The 16,904-nt window shown below is 58.9% G+C and carries 13 protein-coding genes; 11 read left to right on the top strand and 2 right to left on the bottom strand.

Annotated features, from left to right (window positions below; translation table 11 throughout):
* Positions 1 to 202: 202 nt before the first annotated feature.
* The 11 genes from BIND_RS14275 (at position 203) to araD (ending at position 13,717) form a co-directional block, all read left to right on the top strand.
* The gene (locus tag BIND_RS14275) at positions 203 to 1,639 is read left to right on the top strand and encodes an NAD-dependent succinate-semialdehyde dehydrogenase (RefSeq protein ID WP_012385751.1); all 1,437 of its coding nucleotides are present in this window, start codon (positions 203 to 205) and stop codon (positions 1,637 to 1,639) included.
* A gap of 11 nt (positions 1,640 to 1,650) precedes the next feature.
* Complete coding sequence (locus tag BIND_RS14270; protein ID WP_012385750.1) at positions 1,651 to 2,472, top strand: HpcH/HpaI aldolase family protein; 822 nt, start codon at positions 1,651 to 1,653, stop codon at positions 2,470 to 2,472.
* A 1-nt stretch (position 2,473) separates the two neighbouring features.
* Complete coding sequence (locus tag BIND_RS14265) at positions 2,474 to 3,469, top strand: hydroxyacid dehydrogenase (protein WP_012385749.1); 996 nt, start codon at positions 2,474 to 2,476, stop codon at positions 3,467 to 3,469.
* Between the two features lie 247 nt (positions 3,470 to 3,716).
* Positions 3,717 to 4,712 carry an inositol 2-dehydrogenase gene (gene iolG / locus BIND_RS14260; RefSeq protein WP_202944791.1) on the top strand — a complete coding sequence of 332 codons (996 nt, stop codon included), beginning with the start codon at positions 3,717 to 3,719 and terminating at the stop codon, positions 4,710 to 4,712.
* Positions 4,713 to 4,757: 45 nt separating this feature from the next.
* The gene (locus BIND_RS14255) at positions 4,758 to 5,879 is read left to right on the top strand and encodes a Gfo/Idh/MocA family protein (RefSeq protein ID WP_012385747.1); all 1,122 of its coding nucleotides are present in this window, start codon (positions 4,758 to 4,760) and stop codon (positions 5,877 to 5,879) included.
* A 65-nt stretch (positions 5,880 to 5,944) separates the two neighbouring features.
* Complete coding sequence (locus BIND_RS14250) at positions 5,945 to 7,015, top strand: sugar phosphate isomerase/epimerase family protein (RefSeq protein ID WP_041778868.1); 1,071 nt, start codon at positions 5,945 to 5,947, stop codon at positions 7,013 to 7,015.
* Positions 7,012 to 8,187: a Gfo/Idh/MocA family protein gene (locus BIND_RS14245; RefSeq protein WP_012385745.1), complete on the top strand. Its 1,176-nt coding sequence runs from the start codon at positions 7,012 to 7,014 to the stop codon at positions 8,185 to 8,187. Before BIND_RS14250 ends, BIND_RS14245 begins: the two co-directional genes overlap by 4 nt.
* Positions 8,188 to 8,245: 58 nt before the next feature.
* Complete coding sequence (locus tag BIND_RS14240; protein ID WP_041778122.1) at positions 8,246 to 9,169, top strand: sugar ABC transporter substrate-binding protein; 924 nt, start codon at positions 8,246 to 8,248, stop codon at positions 9,167 to 9,169.
* Positions 9,170 to 9,226: 57 nt separating this feature from the next.
* On the top strand, positions 9,227 to 10,762 hold the full coding sequence (locus BIND_RS14235) for a sugar ABC transporter ATP-binding protein (protein WP_012385743.1): 1,536 nt from the start codon (positions 9,227 to 9,229) through the stop codon (positions 10,760 to 10,762).
* 45 nt (positions 10,763 to 10,807) lie between these two features.
* A complete protein-coding gene (locus tag BIND_RS14230; RefSeq protein WP_012385742.1) occupies positions 10,808 to 11,824 on the top strand; it encodes an ABC transporter permease in 1,017 nt (338 codons plus the stop codon).
* A gap of 162 nt (positions 11,825 to 11,986) precedes the next feature.
* Positions 11,987 to 13,717, top strand: coding sequence for an L-arabinonate dehydratase (araD, locus tag BIND_RS14225; RefSeq protein ID WP_012385741.1), 1,731 nt, complete (start codon positions 11,987 to 11,989; stop codon positions 13,715 to 13,717).
* A 107-nt stretch (positions 13,718 to 13,824) separates the two neighbouring features.
* Here the strand turns inward: araD and BIND_RS14220 are convergent, their stop codons facing one another.
* Together BIND_RS14220 and BIND_RS14215 are read right to left on the bottom strand one after the other, a co-directional pair.
* Positions 13,825 to 16,374 carry a heavy metal translocating P-type ATPase gene (locus BIND_RS14220; RefSeq protein ID WP_244395898.1) on the bottom strand — a complete coding sequence of 850 codons (2,550 nt, stop codon included), beginning with the start codon at positions 16,372 to 16,374 and terminating at the stop codon, positions 13,825 to 13,827.
* An 84-nt stretch (positions 16,375 to 16,458) separates the two neighbouring features.
* A complete protein-coding gene (locus BIND_RS14215; protein WP_012385739.1) occupies positions 16,459 to 16,854 on the bottom strand; it encodes a hypothetical protein in 396 nt (131 codons plus the stop codon).
* Between the last annotated feature and the right edge of the window lie 50 nt (positions 16,855 to 16,904).

Genomic DNA, 16,904 nt, shown 5'->3' with positions numbered 1-16,904 from the left:
GATCAGGGGGAAAAGATTTGCTGGCGAGAGGCGTCGCGGCGCGACGAATACATCCCTTCTTCTTCTATCATTTTCGGCATGGCCGCCACGCAGGCGCTTGTGGCCGTGATGGTTTCATCCGCTGCTCTGATCCTCTTTCCGCATGCCTCGTTTCTGCAACGATTGTTGCAGGATGTCCCCCTTATTCCCGGAGTGCTGCTTGATGTACGAGAAGTTCGGTCTGTTCATTGACGGGGCGTGGCGCGTCGGCACCAGCAAGGAAAGCATCGACGTGCTTGATCCGGCCACGGGTGCCTCGCTTGGCGAAGTGGCCTCCGCCGATACAGCGGATGTCGAGGAAGCGATCGCGGTCGCTTCGGTGGCCCTGAAAAGCTGGCGCGCCACGCCGGCCTGGACACGCGCCGATCTGCTCCACGCCGTTGCCGATGTGATGCGGGACCGTCTTGAGGAGGCCGCTCGCATCATTACGCTTGAATCCGGCAAGCCGCTTGCCCAGGCGCGGCGGGAATGGAATCTTTCGATCGATCAGTTTCGCTGGTTCGCGGAAGAGACACGCCGTATCTATGGCCGCATCGTCGAGAGCCGCGCGCCGGGCGGGCGTATCGAAATCCTGCATGAACCGGTGGGCATTGTCGCGGCTTTCACCGCCTGGAATTTTCCAGCCGTTCTTGTCGCGCGCAAGATCGCACCCGCGCTTGCGGCGGGCTGCTCGGTGATCGTGCGCCCTTCCGACGAATGTCCTGGTACCGCCATGCATCTCGTGGACTGCCTGCGCCAGGCTGGTGTGCCGAAAGGTGTGGTCAATCTTGTTGTCGGCCCAGTCAAGAATACTTATGCGCCGCTCGTCGCTTCGCCGCTCGTGCGCAAGATCACGCTGACGGGTTCGACTGCGGTTGGACAGCAGATGATCCGCGATTCTGCGGCAACGGTGAAACGCGTCAGCATGGAACTCGGCGGCAATGCGCCGCTCATCGTCTTCGATGACGTCGATGTGGATGCGGTGCTCGATATTGCGACGCCGACCAAATATGGCAATGCCGGGCAGATTTGTGTCGCGCCCGACCGGTTCTACGTCCATGAATCGATCCACGATCGTTTCATCGAAGGGCTTGCGCAACGCGCAAAGGCACTGCGTCTCGGCCATGGCCTCGATGATGCGACACAGATGGGACCCTTGATCAATCAGCGGCGTATCGATGCCATGGAGAGCATCGTCGCCGATGCGGAAAGCCGTGGCGGCCGCATCGCGACAGGCGGACAGCGCCCGGCTGGACAGAACAAAGGCTTCTTCTTCGCGCCGACCGTGATTTCGGGGCTTCCCGACAATGCCAAGGCTCTGGCCGAGGAAAACTTTGGTCCCATTGCGGCGGTCACACCTTTCAGCGATCCAGAAAGCGTCTATGAGCGCGCCAATGCAAGTGAATTCGGGCTTGCCGCCTATGTGTTCACGCGCGATCCAGCGCGTATGCGCGAGGCGGTATCCCGCATCGAGACCGGAATGGTCGCTGTCAACAGCACGGCACTCGCGGCAGCGGAAGCACCGTTCGGCGGCATCAAGTTCAGCGGCATGGGCCGCGAGGGCGGAAGTGAGGGAATCCTCGACTTCCTGAACGTCAAACTTGCCCAGGTGGCCGTGTGAGGATCTGACCCATGAGACCCAATGCGATCAGGCAATCCTTTGCCGCCGGCAAGGCTGTCATCAATGGATGGCTTTCCATAGCCTGCCCGTTCACCGCCGAGATCATGGCACATCAGGGCTATGATTCCATCACCATCGATCTCCAGCATGGCCTCGTCGGCTATGAGGTGGCGACAACCATGCTCCAGGCCATGCAGGCAAGTTCGGTCACGCCGATGGTGCGTGTGCCCTGGCTTGATCCGGGCGCTATCATGAAGGCGCTGGACGCCGGAGCCTATGGCGTGATCTGCCCCATGATCAATACGCCGAAAGAGGCTGAAAAGCTCGTCTCCTGTGTGCGTTATCCACCCAACGGCACGCGCAGCTTCGGCCCGACGCGCGTCTCCATCGCTTCGGGCGCCGATTATGGCGAGCATGCAGACCGTGAAGTTCTGTGCTTCGCCATGATCGAGACGGCGCAGGCCTTCGCCAATCTCGATGCCATCGCCGCGACGCCGGGGCTCGATGGCCTTTATATTGGTCCCGCGGACCTGACGCTCGGGCTCACCGGCCGCCAGTACCGCACCGGTTTCGACCGCGAGGAGCCGGAAATGGTCGCCGCGATCAAGACCATTCTCGAGGCGGCGCACAAGGCCGGCATCCGCGCCTGCCTGCATAATGGCACGCCGACTTATGCCGCCAAGGCCATCAGCTGGGGTTTTGATCTCGTCACCATCTCCAATGACGTGCGGCTGCTTGCTGGCGCGGCGCAGGCATCGGTGGCGACGGCGCGTCAGCTCATCGGCCAATTGACCAGTGTGCCCGATCTTAAACAGGCGGCGGGAGGATATTGAAATGACGCATATTCTTGTCGCCGGACGCATACATGAAGCAGGGCTCGACATCCTGCGCAATGCATCAGGTATCACGCTGGATTTAGTGGATGAAGTCTCGACGGAATCCTATGCTCCTCTGGTCGATCGGGCCGACGCGATCTTGATCCGCACGCAGCCCTTGCCCGAGTCTGTCATCGACCGGGCGCAGAAACTGAAATTTGTGTCGCGGCATGGTGTCGGTTACGACGTCGTCGATGTGGAGGCACTGACCCGGCGGAATATTCCGCTTGCCATTGTCGGTGACGTCAATTCACGCTCTGTCGCCGAACATGCCATGATGCTGATGCTGGCCGTTGCCAAGCGTGTCTGTGTCTATGATGCCGCGACGCGCGCAGGCAAATGGGGCATACGCAACGATCTTTACGCGACGGACATTTCCGGTAAGACGTTGCTGCTTATCGGCTTTGGACGGATCGGCCGGCTCGTCGCGAGCATGGCGCGCGGTTTTGATATGACCATCCTCGCCTATGATCCCTTTCTCGACGAGGCTGCAATCAAGGCGGCGGGGGCGATCCCAACGCGTGACCTTGAGGGAGCCTTGCGCAGTGCCGATTTCGTTTCTCTTCACATGCCGCCGCCTCGGAATGGGGCCTTGCTTGGCGAAAGCGAGCTGGCCTCAATGAAACCCGGAGCCATTCTCATCAATACCGCGCGTGGCGGCGTCGTTGATGAGAAAGCGCTGGCGAAAGCCTTGACCGACGGTCGGCTTGCTGGAGCCGGGCTCGATGTGTTCACGCAAGAGCCTCCGCCTGCCGATCATCCGCTGCTGCAAATGGATCGGGTCATCCTCACCCCCCATTCCGCCGTCATGACGCGCGAATGCGCGGCTCGCATGGCGGTTTCGGCAAGCCGCAACATTCTTGATTATTTCGCGGGTCGGCTCGATCCTTCGCTCGTCGTCAATGGAGAGGTTCTTTCCGCTCCAGCTCGCGAAAGCGTCTCTGTCGGAGGATAGGATTGCAATAATAATTGCAAAAGTTTTAGTTATAGAATATATGTTGAAAACACCAAGCGAGAGCCGCTGAAACGGCCAGGCAGGGAGGTTATCCGGTGACCCATCGGCATATCCCATAGGCGCGCTGCTCCCACCGCGAGATTTCGCGGCAGCGCGGCCATTTTCTCCCACAACTCCTCCCCCTTCCATCATCTGCGATCGCCGCACAAGGCGGCGATCGCAAGCTCTTGGCCAAAATTGGAGTTCCATCATGTTGCGGGTTGCTGTCCTTGGTGCTGGACGGATCGGAAGCATTCACGCCGCCAATGTCGTGGCGAATACATCTTCAAAACTGGTCGCGATCGCCGACCCTATCGGCGATGCGGCGCGAAATCTGGCGGAGCGCCTTGATTGCGAGGCCTCGCTCGATCCCATCGCGACGATTGAGCGCGATGACATTGATGCCGTTATCATTGGCACACCGACGGATACACATGTGAGCCTGATGCTGCATGCCGTCTCGCGTGGCAAGGCGGTTCTGTGCGAAAAACCAATAGACCTCGATATCGTCAAGGTGGACGCCGCGGTGGCGGACATCAACCGTCTCGGCGGACGGGTCATGCTGGCGTTCAATCGCCGCTTCGATCCCAGCGCCGCAGCGCTGCGCCGCGCTATCGATGCCGGCGAGGTCGGTAATGTGCATCAGGTCATCATCACCAGCCGGGATCCCGGCCTTGCACCGCGAGAATATCTCGCGCATTCGGGCGGCATTTTCCGCGACATGACCATCCATGATTTCGACATGGCCCGTTTCTTCCTGCGTGAAGAACCGATCGAAGTCATGGCTTTCGGCAGCCGCCTCATCGATCCCACGCTTGAGGAATTCGGCGATTTCGACACGGTCATGGTGCAGCTGCGGACCGCCTCCGGCAAGCAATGTCATATCAATTGTTCGCGCCAGGCCGTCTACGGTTATGACCAGCGCTTCGAAATTTTCGGTTCGGCTGGACAGGTGTTGAACGACAACCTTCGCTCGACGACGATCCGGCGCTGGACGCGGTCGGCGACGGAAGTCCGCGAACCGCTGATGAACTTTTTCCTCGAACGCTACGCCGACGCCTATCGCCTCGAATTCGAGGCTTTCGCCAAGGCGGTTCGCGGTAATGGCCCGATGCCCGTGACGGTGCAGGACGGACGTCAGGCGTTGCGGCTTGCCGATTGCGCCCTTGAATCGGTTCTCACGGGCCACGCCGTGAAAGTTTGAATCCATAACCAGACATTGACAGAAAATATCGAGGAAGACAGTCTCATGCGTGACATCGGCGTTGGTGTGATCGGCACCGGCTTCATGGGCAAGGCACATGCGATGGCCTATCGCGCCGTCGCCGGTATCTTCCCGGGCAATTTGACACCTGTCCTGCAGGCGGTCGCAGATATCGATGGAGCCGCCGCCGAGGCGGCGGCGCGGCAATATGGCTTTCAGCGCGCTTTGACAAACTGGCATGATCTCATCGCCGATCCGGCGGTGGAGATCGTCGCTATTACCACTCCGAATACATTTCATCGGGAAATGGCTCTCGCTGCCATCGCTGCCGGCAAGCATGTTCATTGCGAAAAGCCACTTGCTCCTTCCGTCGCGGAAGCGCGTGAGATGATGGAAGCATCCGAAGCGGCCAAGGTCGTCACACAGGTCGGGTATAATTACATCAAAAATCCGTTGCTGTCGTTGGCGCGTGACATGATCGCGGCAGGCGAACTCGGCGAGATCACCAATTTTCGCGGCATACATGCCGAAGATTTCATGTGCGATCCTGATGTGCCCTATAGCTGGCGGCTCGATCCGCAGGGCGGCGGCGGAGCCATTGCCGATATCGGTAGCCATATTATCGGCCTCGTGCGTTTTCTTCTTGGCCCGATTACCGAAGTGAATGCCGATCTTGCGACCGTGGTGAAAAGCCGTCCGGTCGCGCCGGGTGCGACGGAACGCCGTCTCATCGAGGTCGATGACATTGCCCGCCTCGCTTTGCGCTTCGCGCGTGGCTGTGGCGGCACCATCGAGGCCAATTGGGCGGCGACCGGCCGCAAGATGCAGCTCGGCTTTGAGCTTTCGGGCACGAAAGGCGCGTTGGTCTTCACGCAGGAACGCCTCAACGAACTCCTTTATTACAAAACCGGCGAGGATCCGCGTCAAAGCGGCTTCCAGCGTATCGAGGCTGGTCCGCAGCATCCGCCCTATCGCAACTTCTGCGTGGCACCCGGCCATCAGCTCGGCTTCAACGATTTGAAAACGATCGAGGTCGCCGATTTCCTCGCAGCCATCGACGGTGGGGAGCGGCGCGGACCGGACTTCCGCGAAGCTTGGGAAATTCAGAAGGTCGTCGATACAGCAATCACATCGAGCCGGGCCCGCGCATGGAAGGAGGTTGCGTAATGTCATCCATGTCCGATCGCAACGCGGCCAAGGCGCCGCTTGGTGGACCTCAGGCGGCTAAGGCCATGCGCACCATCAAGGGACCCGCGGTTTTTCTCGCCCAATTCGCCGGTGACGCGCCGCCCTTCAATACGCTCGACGGGCTTGCTGGATGGGCGGCGGAGAAAGGTTTTCTCGGCGTCCAGATTCCGTCCTGGGACCGTCGCCTCTTCGATGTTGAAACTGCGGCGGAGAGCCAGGATTATTGCGACGAGATCAAGGGCAGGCTTGCTGAACACGGCCTCGTCGTCACCGAGCTTGCAAGCCATCTCCAGGGTCAGCTCGTCGCCTTGCATCCGGCTTTCGATATTCCGGCCGATTCCTTCGCGGCGCCGGAAGTGCGGGCCAATCCGCAGGCACGGCAGGAATGGGCGGTGCGCCAGCTACTTGCGGCGGCCCGCGCTTCGCGCCGGCTCGGGCTTGATCGCCATGTCACCTTCTCGGGGTCGCTCCTGTGGCCTTATCTCTATCCCTATCCGCAATGGCCGGAGGGGCTGATCAATGATGCCTTTGACGAACTTGCGCGGCGCTGGCGGCCGATCCTGGACGCCTTCGATGCGGAAGGTGTCGACCTCTGCTACGAAATTCATCCGACCGAAGATCTGCATGACGGACTGACGTTCGAGATGTTCCTCGACAGGGTTGATGATCATGCACGCTGCAACATCATGTATGACCCCAGTCATCTTCTTTTGCAGTCCATGGATTATCTCGCCTACATCGATCATTATCACGACCGCATCAAAATGTTTCATGTCAAGGATGCGGAGTTCCGGCCGACCGGCAAGACCGGCGCCTATGGCGGCTTCCAGCCCTGGCTCAGCCGCGCGGGTCGTTTCCGATCTCCGGGCGATGGCCAGATCGATTTTGGGGGCATTTTTTCCAAGCTTGCCGGTTATGGTTTCGACGGCTGGGCCGTGCTCGAATGGGAATGCTGCCTCAAACATCCCGAGGACGGGGCGGCGGAAGGCGCCGCTTTCATCAAACGCCATATCATCCATGTCGCCGAACGCGCCTTTGATGATTTCGTCAAGGCGGATGCGAACCGCGCCGCCAACCGGGCCATTCTCGGCCTTGATGCGGGAGACCTGTCATGAGTGGCGCGGATGATCTTGCGCGCCGCAGATTGCGCCTCGGCATGGTGGGTGGCGGTGAAGGCGCCTATATCGGCGGTATCCACCGTTTCGCGACACGGCTCGACAATGCCTTCGAGCTTGTCGCCGGCGCCTTCGATGTCCGGGCGGAACGGGGCCACGCTTTCGCCGAAAGCATCTTTGTGGCCAGGGACCGTTCCTATGATGATTTCACGGCGATGGTTGAAGGTGAGAAGAACCGGCCAGACCGGATCGATGCCGTGGCTATCTGCACACCAAACCATACGCATTTTCCCATTGCCAAAGCTTTTCTCGAGGCGGGCTTCGATGTCATCTGCGAAAAGCCAATGACGACGACGCTTGATGACGCGATCGCCCTGCACGAACTTGCCAAGGCGACGAACCGTTTCGTCGGGGTGACCTATACTTATTGCGGCTATCCAATGATCCACCAGGCTCAGGCGATGGTGGCGCGAGGCGATCTCGGTGCTATTCGTGTCGTGCAGGTGGAATATCCCCTCGAATGGATGGCGAGCGCCATTGAAGCGCAAGGCAATGCGCAGGCAGCCTGGCGGACTGATCCCAAATTGTCCGGGCGCGGTGGCAGTGTCGGCGATATCGGTACTCATGCCTATCATCTTGCCGGCTTCGTCACCGGACTCAAGGCGCAATCGCTTTGCGCCGATCTTGCGACCTTCGTCCCGGGGCGTCTTCTCGATGACAATGCGCATGTCATGATCCGTTATGAAGGCGGCGCGCGCGGCCTTCTCTGGTCGTCCCAGGTGGCCATTGGTTGTTCCAATGGCCTCCGGCTGCGTGTGTTTGGCGAAAAGGGAAGCCTTTCCTGGTGGCAGGAGGAGCCCAATACGCTTTCCTACACGCGGCTCTCCGGCGCGCCGGAAATCATCAAACGGGGACGTGAAGATCTCGATCCTTCCGCCAAAGTCCGCACACGCACGCCGCCTGGCCATCCGGAAGGGTACATCGCTGCTTTTGCCAATCTCTACGCCGGCTTTGCGGAGGCGATCCGGGCCCGCCGCGAGACACGCGCGCCATCGGAAATCGGCATGAATGTGCCGACCTCGGCCGATGGGTTGAAGGGGGTCGCTTTTGTCGACGCTGTCGTCGATAGTCACGAGGCAAAGGGGTGCTGGCTGACGCCAAGGTTCGTCTGAACCAGGCTGAAAACTTTACGGCAACGATAACGATAACAAATTAAAAAGGGGAAACGACGTGAAAAGACTTTTGTCCGCGTTAGCGGTGTCTGCGATGACGATAGTCTCCGCGCAGGCGACAACGATTGGGATCAGTATGTCATTGTTCGATGACAACTATCTCACCGTTCTGCGCCAGGCGATGGAGAATTATGCAAAGACAAAAGGCGATGTGACCGTGCGCTCCGAGGATGCGCAAGGCGACATTGCCCGCCAGCAGAGTCAGATCGATAATTTCATCGCCAGTGGTGTGAATGCGATCATCGTCATGCTGGTGGACGCCGATTCAAGCGCTGCCATCTCGAGCCAGGCCGAGGCAGCGGGTGTCCCGCTTGTGTTCGTCAATCAGGCTCCTGTCAATGATCTCCCCACCAAACAGGCGTTTGTCGGCTCCGACGAGGTGTTAGCTGGAAACATGCAAGGTCAGGAAGTCTGCAAGGAGTTGAAGGGGACCGGAAAGGTCGTGATCCTCGAAGGTCAGCTCGGCACCACCGGCCAACGCGGCCGCACTGAGGGCGTGCATCAGGCTCTGTCGGCCCCCGCCTGCAAGAATATCAAGATCGTGGACGAAAAGACCGCCAATTGGATGCGCACGCCGGCCATGGATCTCGTCACCAATTGGATCTCCGCTGGGCTCGACTTCAATGCCGTCCTTGCGAACAATGACGAGATGGCGCTGGGCGCTGTTCAGGCGCTCAAAGCCAGCGGCCGTCCAATGAACAGTGTGGTGATCGCCGGTTCTGACGCGACCAAGGATGCGCTTGCGGCCATGAAGGCCGGCGACCTCGGCGTGACCGTCTTCCAAAATGCCACGGGACAAGGCAAGGGCGCGATCGATGCCGCGTTGAAACTCGCCAAGGGCGAAGCGGTGCCGAACAAGACCTACATCCCCTTCGAGCTCGTGACGAAAGACAATATGGACAAATATCTGAACCGCAATTGAGGTCACGCCAAAGCAGCAATCGTCATCAAGACGTATGGAATTCAGGGAGGGACTCAAATGACCACAGGCCAGCTTCATGCCGCCGAGAGCCATGCACCGCTCATGGCCACGGACTATCTTCTGACCGCAGAGAACATCCGCAAGGAGTTTCCAGGTGTTCTCGCGCTGGACGGCGTGGAGCTCAAACTGCGCCGGTCCTCCGTCCATGCTCTGATGGGAGAGAATGGCGCTGGCAAATCCACGCTGATGAAGATCATCGCCGGTATCTACAAGCCGGACGCCGGACGGATCCGTCTCAAAGGGAACGAAATTTCCTTTCAGTCGCCGCTCGACGCCTTGGAAAGCGGTATCTCGATGATTCATCAGGAACTCAATCTGATGGATTACATGACGGTGGCGGAAAATATCTGGATCCGCCGGGAGCCGCTCAATCGTTTCGGCTTTGTCGACCACGACGAGATGCGGCGCATGACGCAAGCCCTGTTCAGACGCCTCAGGATCGATCTTGACCCCGATGCCGAGGTGCGTGACCTGAGCGTCGCCAACCGCCAGATCGTGGAGATCGCCAAGGCCGTTTCCTATGGGTCGGACGTGCTGATCATGGACGAACCGACGTCCGCTCTGACGGAGCGGGAAGTCGACCATCTCTTCGAGATCATCCGTGACCTGCGGGCTCAAGGCATAGGGATAGTCTATATCACGCACAAGATGAACGAGCTTTTCGAGATTGCTGATGAGTTCTCCATCTTTCGCGACGGCCGTTATATTTCGACGCATGCGGCCTGCGATGTCACGTGTGATGACATCATCCGCATGATGGTCGGCCGTGAGCTGACACAGATGTTCCCGAAGGAAGAAGTACCGATCGGTGACGTCGCCCTGTCGGTCAAAAACGTCGGGCTCGACGGTGTGTTCCAGGGCGTGAATTTCGATCTGCGTGCCGGTGAGATCCTCGGCATCGCCGGTCTCATTGGGTCTGGCCGTTCCAGCCTCGCGGCGACTCTGTTTGGTGTCACCCCCGCAACCTCCGGCTCCATCGCCATTGCTGGAAACGATGTTGTCATTGATTCCCCCGCGACGGCGATGCGGCATCAAATGGCTTTCCTGACCGAGGATCGCAAGGTCAGCGGTTGTCTTTTGAGCCTCAGCATTCTGGAGAACCTGCAACTCGCCGTGCTGCAGGACAAATATGTCACGAACGGTTTCGTGCATGAAAAGGAACTGTTTTCCGCCTGTGATGAGATGGCGCGTAAGCTGCGAGTCAAGACGCCAAATCTGCAGGAGATTATCGGCAATCTGTCCGGCGGCAATCAGCAGAAGGTTCTGATCGGCCGCTGGCTGCTCAACAAGCCGCGCATCCTCATTCTGGACGAACCGACCCGCGGTATTGATGTCGGCGCGAAAGCCGAGATTCACCGGCTGGTGACCGAACTTGCGCGCGAAGGTGTCGCCATCATTTTGATCTCGTCCGAAATGCCGGAGGTTCTCGGCATGAGTGATCGCATCATGGTCATGCACGAAGGGCGTATGACCGGAATTCTCGATCGGTCCGAGGCGACCCAGGTAAAGATCATGGAGCTCGCCTCCCGATGACTTTCACATTCCATCGACGTGACAAGACGATTTGCGAGGACGGAAATGACCGACAATCATCTGGCATATGCACCTGCCGCCTTTCATAAGCCCGTGCGGCGGCTGCCAGCAGGGATGAGCATTCTGTTCGTGCTCGTCGCCATCGCATTGATCTTCGAAGCTCTGGGCTGGCTCCTGGTTGGGCAGAGCTTTCTGATGAATACCCAGCGCCTGACCATCATGATCCTTCAGGTTTCGGTCATCGGCATTATCGCGGTGGGCGTCACCCAGGTCATTATCACGGGAGGCATCGATCTTTCGTCGGGCTCCGTCGTCGCGATGACCGCAATGATCGCAGCGAGCTTCGCTCAATCATCGACCTGGGCGCGCGCCGTCTATCCTTCTCTGACGGATCTGCCGGCCATCGTGCCGATCGGCATCGGCATCGGTATCGGCCTCATCGCCGGACTGATCAATGGAATGCTGATCACCTATACGAAGATCCCGCCCTTCATCGCGACGCTCGGCATGATGGTCTCGGCGCGCGGCGTCGCCCGCTGGTACACGAATGGCCAGCCTGTATCGGGGCTTGAGAAAAGTTTCACGGTGATTGGCTCCGGAATCTGGCCAGTGGTGATCTTCCTCGTGGTGGCGGCCATCTTCCATGTCGTGCTGCGCTATACGCGCTATGGAAAATTTACCTACGCCATCGGCGCCAATGTACAGGCGGCGCGTGTCTCCGGCATCAATGTGGAACGCCACCTCATCAAGGTCTATGCGATCGCCGGGGCGCTGGCTGGCGTTGCCGGCCTCGTGACGGCGGCCCGCGCGCAGACCGCGCAGGCCAATATGGGCATCAATTACGAACTTGATGCCATTGCTGCTACCGTCATCGGCGGCACCTCGCTTGTCGGCGGCTCGGGGCGCATTCTGGGGACGATCATCGGCACGGCCATTCTCGGTGTCATGACTTCCGGCTTCACCTTCCTGCGGGTGGACTCCTATTACCAAGAGATCGTCAAGGGCGTGATCATCGTCGCCGCCGTCGTCACCGATGTCTACCGGCAGAAGAAACGTCATTGAGCCGGACCACGTGAGGGGACGTCACGATATCGCTTGTAACCACACGAGATTGGAAGTCACTATCATCTGTGTGGTTTGAAATCATCCTATATCCGAAGCGGATGGTGAGCCTGGTCTTGTGGGTTTCGCCGTCCGGGTTGGAAAGAATTGTGGAATCTTCTCATGGCCAAATCCGCCGCAGAGCTGCGCAGCGCGCGCTATTTCGAACCAGATGACTTCCGCTCGTTCGGCCATCGCTCACGCATGGCGCAAATGGGATATACAGGCGAAGAATATCGTGGCAAGCCGGTGATCGCCATCATCAACACATGGTCCGATCTCAACCAGTGCCATGCGCATTTCAAGCAGCGCGTCGACGATGTGAAGCGCGGCATTCTTCAGGCCGGCGGCTTTCCGGTGGAACTTCCGGCGTTGTCCCTATCCGAGAGCAAGGTGAAACCGACCACCATGCTCTACCGCAATTTTCTGGCGATGGAGACGGAAGAACTCATCCGGTCGCATCCGGTGGATGGTGCGGTCTTGATGGGTGGCTGCGACAAGACCACGCCCGGTCTCATCCTTGGCGCGACCAGTGCCGGTGTGCCGGCCATCTATCTGCCCGCCGGTCCGATGTTGCGCGGCAATTGGCACGGCAAGGTCCTGGGGTCAGGCTCCGACGCCTTCAAATATTGGGATGAGCGGCGCGCCGGCAATATTTCGGCGGAGGACTGGAACGAGATGGAAGTCGGGATCGCGCGATCCTACGGCCATTGCATGACCATGGGCACGGCCTCCACCATGACGGCGCTTGCCGATGTGCTGGGCCTGACATTGCCCGGAACCTCCTCCATTCCGGCGGCTGATGCGAACCATATCCGCATGGCTTCGGCGGCCGGGCGGCGTGTGGTGGATATGGTCTGGGAGGATTTGACGCCGGGGAAGATCCAGACCGAAGCCGCCTATCGCAATGTCATTGTGGTGGCGATGGCGATGGGCTGTTCCACCAATGCGGTCATCCATATCATCGCCATGGCACGGCGGGCGGGCCATGCCATCAGTCTCGATGATTTCGATGCCATGAGCCGCAAAGTGCCTGTGCTCGCCAATGTCCGCCCGTCCGGCGACACCTATCTTATGGAGGATTTCTATTATGCCGGCGGTCTCCTTGGCCTGATGACAAGGCTCGCACCCTTTCTCGATCTCTCCCAGATCAATGCCAGCGGCCGGACCTGGGCCCAGAGCCTCGCGGAGGCCAAAGTTTACAATGAGGATGTCATCCGGCCGCTCGACAAGCCGATCTATGAGGAAGGCGCGCTGGCGGTACTGCGTGGTAATCTCGCGCCAAACGGTTGCGTCATGAAGCCATCGGCAGCTGCGTCGCATCTTTTGCGTCATATAGGGCCGGCACTGGTGTTCGACAATTATGCCGCGCTCAAGGAATCGATCGATCGCGATGATCTCGACGTTACGCCCGACCATGTCCTGGTCTTGCGCAATGCCGGCCCCCTCGGTGGCCCTGGCATGCCGGAATGGGGCATGCTGCCGATCCCGAAAAAACTGGTGAAACAAGGTGTGCGTGACATGGTGAGGATTTCCGACGCACGCATGAGCGGCACCTCCTATGGTGCCTGTATCCTTCATGTCTCGCCTGAGAGCTACATTGGTGGTCCTCTGTCTCTTGTTGAGACAGGCGACATGATCAGCGTGGACGTGCCGTCCCGCACCATCAATCTCGACGTGCCGGAAGAAGAGCTCGCCCGCCGACGCGCGGTACAAGCAATTCCCAAAAAGCGCTATGAACGTGGCTATGGCTGGATGTTTTCCCAGCATATCCGTCAGGCCGATGAGGGCTGTGATTTCGACTTTCTGGAAACCACCTTCGGACGGCCCGTTGCCGAACCGGACATCCATTAGGGTGCCACAAGGCCCTCCGATGAAGCCGAAGCCTTTGTGCACGATAATAAATAGGGAGCCTTTGTTGCCAAAGACTCCCTGCAATCCGCGCACCCTATTCCTGTGAGTTACGCACTTGTATGCGTAATCAAAAATTGCGCGAGCTTTTCCTTCTCGGCGCGGATTTTTGCGACCTTGCGCAGAGGCATGAGTCCATTGCCGAGGGCAAGAAGACCGCCGATCTGGTTGAACACCATTGAATGCATAACGCCGAATCCGGCGAAAAATGCGCCGCCGATACAGATAAGATTGGGAACAAGGATCAGCGCCCAACTGACATTGATATTGCGCTGAAGCTCGGTCGATACATCGCGAAGTTGAAGAAGCTTGATGAGGCTCTCTTCCATGAAGACGACTTGCGCGGTGTCCGTCGCGATGCTGGAGGCGCCGCGCAGCGAGACCGAGACATTGGCTTTCTTGAGGGCGATCGAGTCATTGACACCGTCACCGATAAAACAGACCTTGCGTCCCTCTTTTTGTAGAAGCTCGACATATTTGGCTTTGTCTTGCGGCAGGACCTCCGCGAAATAACGGTCCATGCCGAGTTTTTCCGCGAGTCTCTTCGTCGGCTGCTCATGATCGCCGGAAATGATGGCGAGATGCTTGGCGCCTCGAGCGCGCAATCCCTTGATGACCTCCTCGACCTCGGGACGATTGGAAGCGCACATTTCAATGGCGCCACCGAGCGCATCGTCGACGCTCACCATGATCATGGAATTGCCTTCGTGGTGAACGCTTTCCATCTCGTGATCGATCACGTCGGGCAGGGGGATCCCTTCATGTTTCATGAAGCGTGCGCTGCCGACACGTATTTTATGGCCATCGACCTCGACGATAATGCCGTAGCCGACTTCATATTTTGAATCGTCGATCTCCAGCATGGGCAGATCGAGCGATTGGAACTTGTCGATAATCGCTTTGGCGATCGGATGGCTGAATTTATTTTCCGCCGCTGCCGCCCATTGCAGAATCTGGGCTTCTGAATAACCTTCGAAAGTGAACACACGGCCGACTTCCGGCCGTTCGCGCGTCAAGGTGCCCGTCTTGTCGAACAGGAACGTATCGACGTCCCGCATCTGTTCGAGCGCACGCCCGTCCTTCACGAGGATACCGTGTTCGGCGCAAAGTGTCAGCGATGTCAGCATGCCGATGGGGGCCGCCACACGAATACCGGTGCCGAGATCGCAATTGACGATGGCCGTGGCCGAATTGACTCCCGTTGTCGCAAGGCTGAGGGCACCAAGCGCGAGGGTTGGCACCACGGCCTTGTCGGCCATGATCTCGCCCTGTGATTGCGATTGCAATTTGTAGCCCGCCGTATCGTTGAGAATGCGCGCAATCTTGGCTGAGGTGGTCTCCTCGCCAGCACTGGTGACACGCACATGGATCTTGCCCGCGATCAAGGTCGTGGACGCAAAGACCTTGTTGCCGGTGACCTTTTCGGCGGGAGCGGATTCCCCGGTCAGCGCATGCTGATCGATCATCGCCATACCCTCGACGACCTCGCCATCGACCGGCACGGATTCGCCAGTATGGACGATGATGGTGTCGCCAAGCCGGAGCTTTTCGAGGGGTGTCTCGACTTCCAATCCGTCGACGAGCAGCCAGACGAAACGCGGCTGCTTGCCGAAGACATTAAGCAGCATTTTCTTTGAATCGTCCTCGGTCTTTTCGACGAGGCGACGCGCGATGGCGAGGGTGCTGGCCAGGACCGTGCCGGCCAGCACTTGATTGGTGCCTAGGCAGACAAGCACGACAATAGCGTCCAGAACATCGACGCCCAGGCGTTTTTCCTTGAACAGAACGTGATAGGCGTTCTTGAAGCTCGGAATAACGGAATAGAGGAAGACAGCGGCGCTGATCGGCGCAAGAGCCGGCACGAAGAAACGGGCCGAGACCGCTAGGCCGAGAGAAGCCATACAAACTGGAAGATCAAGATCGATCGACGATTTTGGCGCATCCTTGGCCTTGTGCAAAGCCTCGTCGAGCAACACGATCAGCTGGTGTTTTTGAATGTGCCGGGGATCGTAATTGATAAGCACATTGGCGGTGAGCTCATTGGTGGAATAACGGTCCACGCCAAATGTATTCATGAGTTCGCGTTCAATCGCCTGGCATGCTTCCCGCCGGCGCCGCAGAGCCGGATGATGCAGGCGAATACGCCCATCGATCTCGTGCTTGACTTGCCAGCTCGAAAGCCATTGTCCATAGCGGTGCAAGCGGACGATTTTCTCGTTCGAGTCGTCGAAATTTTCGGGCAAAGCCGGCATTGCGGCCTTTTCAGAAACAGGCTGTCCCTCGACGAGCAAACGCGAAATTTTTTCGACGAGTGGGCGCGTGAGATCGTAGTCCGTGTGCAGGGAAATTTCCGCTCTGCGCCGGGAGGCATCGATCTCGACCGTTTCAACTTCCGGCGCGAGAAAAACCCGCTGGAAAAACTGCCGTGCGAAAGAGCTGCGCGGATCGGCAAACAGACTATCGTTCAGGAACTGGATCCGTTGCGGACCCGGGAAACGGATCTGCACGCCGCGGCGCTGTGTCTCAACCAGCCGCTCGCTTTCGTTCCCGTGGCTAGGATGGATACGCGCCACCGGCGATGTCGAGGCGGAAATCTTCATCCGAGAGGAGGAAGCCTCCTTGACGCGCTGGGAGTGACGTTCGAAGGGGAAGGTCTGAGCAAGCGACATTTTTGGCGAGGCACTCTACTTCGAGGAAGAGGGACGACGGCTCTTGGCGGAGGCCACGGTCGTGGTGGCGGATGTCGAGAGCGCTCTGGTCGAATGACGCGCCGCACGGGTCGCCTTTCGCTGGAGCGCCTTCCGCTCGGCATAGCGGTCTTCCAGATTTTCAACTCTTTCGAGCAGAACCTGAGCGATCGAGGCATAGGCATCCTGGACCGCTTCGCAGCCAGCCGAGACGAAAGGACCGAAGGTCTTGCTGATCTTGGACCAAGCGCTTTGGCCCGGCTGCGGCGCCGCCGCGCGTGTGGGCTTGGCTCGCGTGGACTTGGCGGGTGTGGTCTTGGATGGACGGACTGGCGGCAAACCCTTGTTCAAAGATGCTTTTGTCGTTTGCCCCGAGGGTGATGGATCGGCCATGGCGCTGGTGTTTCTGCTAAAGCGGGAGGTGATAGCAAGCTGAATATAAA

The organism is Beijerinckia indica subsp. indica ATCC 9039, assembly GCF_000019845.1.
Lineage (GTDB): Bacteria > Pseudomonadota > Alphaproteobacteria > Rhizobiales > Beijerinckiaceae > Beijerinckia > Beijerinckia indica.
The sequence above is the reverse complement of the archived record's forward strand: the minus strand, read 5'-3'. Positions and strand labels throughout refer to the sequence as shown.

Coding starts and splice junctions, on each gene's coding strand:
- BIND_RS14275 (WP_012385751.1), top strand. CDS start 203: ATGTACGAGAAGTTCGGTCTGTTCATTGACGGGGCGTGGCGCGTCGGC.
- BIND_RS14270 (WP_012385750.1), top strand. CDS start 1,651: ATGAGACCCAATGCGATCAGGCAATCCTTTGCCGCCGGCAAGGCTGTC.
- BIND_RS14265 (WP_012385749.1), top strand. CDS start 2,474: ATGACGCATATTCTTGTCGCCGGACGCATACATGAAGCAGGGCTCGAC.
- BIND_RS14255 (WP_012385747.1), top strand. CDS start 4,758: ATGCGTGACATCGGCGTTGGTGTGATCGGCACCGGCTTCATGGGCAAG.
- BIND_RS14250 (WP_041778868.1), top strand. CDS start 5,945: ATGCGCACCATCAAGGGACCCGCGGTTTTTCTCGCCCAATTCGCCGGT.
- BIND_RS14245 (WP_012385745.1), top strand. CDS start 7,012: ATGAGTGGCGCGGATGATCTTGCGCGCCGCAGATTGCGCCTCGGCATG.
- BIND_RS14235 (WP_012385743.1), top strand. CDS start 9,227: ATGACCACAGGCCAGCTTCATGCCGCCGAGAGCCATGCACCGCTCATG.
- BIND_RS14230 (WP_012385742.1), top strand. CDS start 10,808: ATGACCGACAATCATCTGGCATATGCACCTGCCGCCTTTCATAAGCCC.
- araD (WP_012385741.1), top strand. CDS start 11,987: ATGGCCAAATCCGCCGCAGAGCTGCGCAGCGCGCGCTATTTCGAACCA.
- BIND_RS14220 (WP_244395898.1), bottom strand. CDS start 16,374: ATGAAGATTTCCGCCTCGACATCGCCGGTGGCGCGTATCCATCCTAGC.
- BIND_RS14215 (WP_012385739.1), bottom strand. CDS start 16,854: ATGGCCGATCCATCACCCTCGGGGCAAACGACAAAAGCATCTTTGAAC.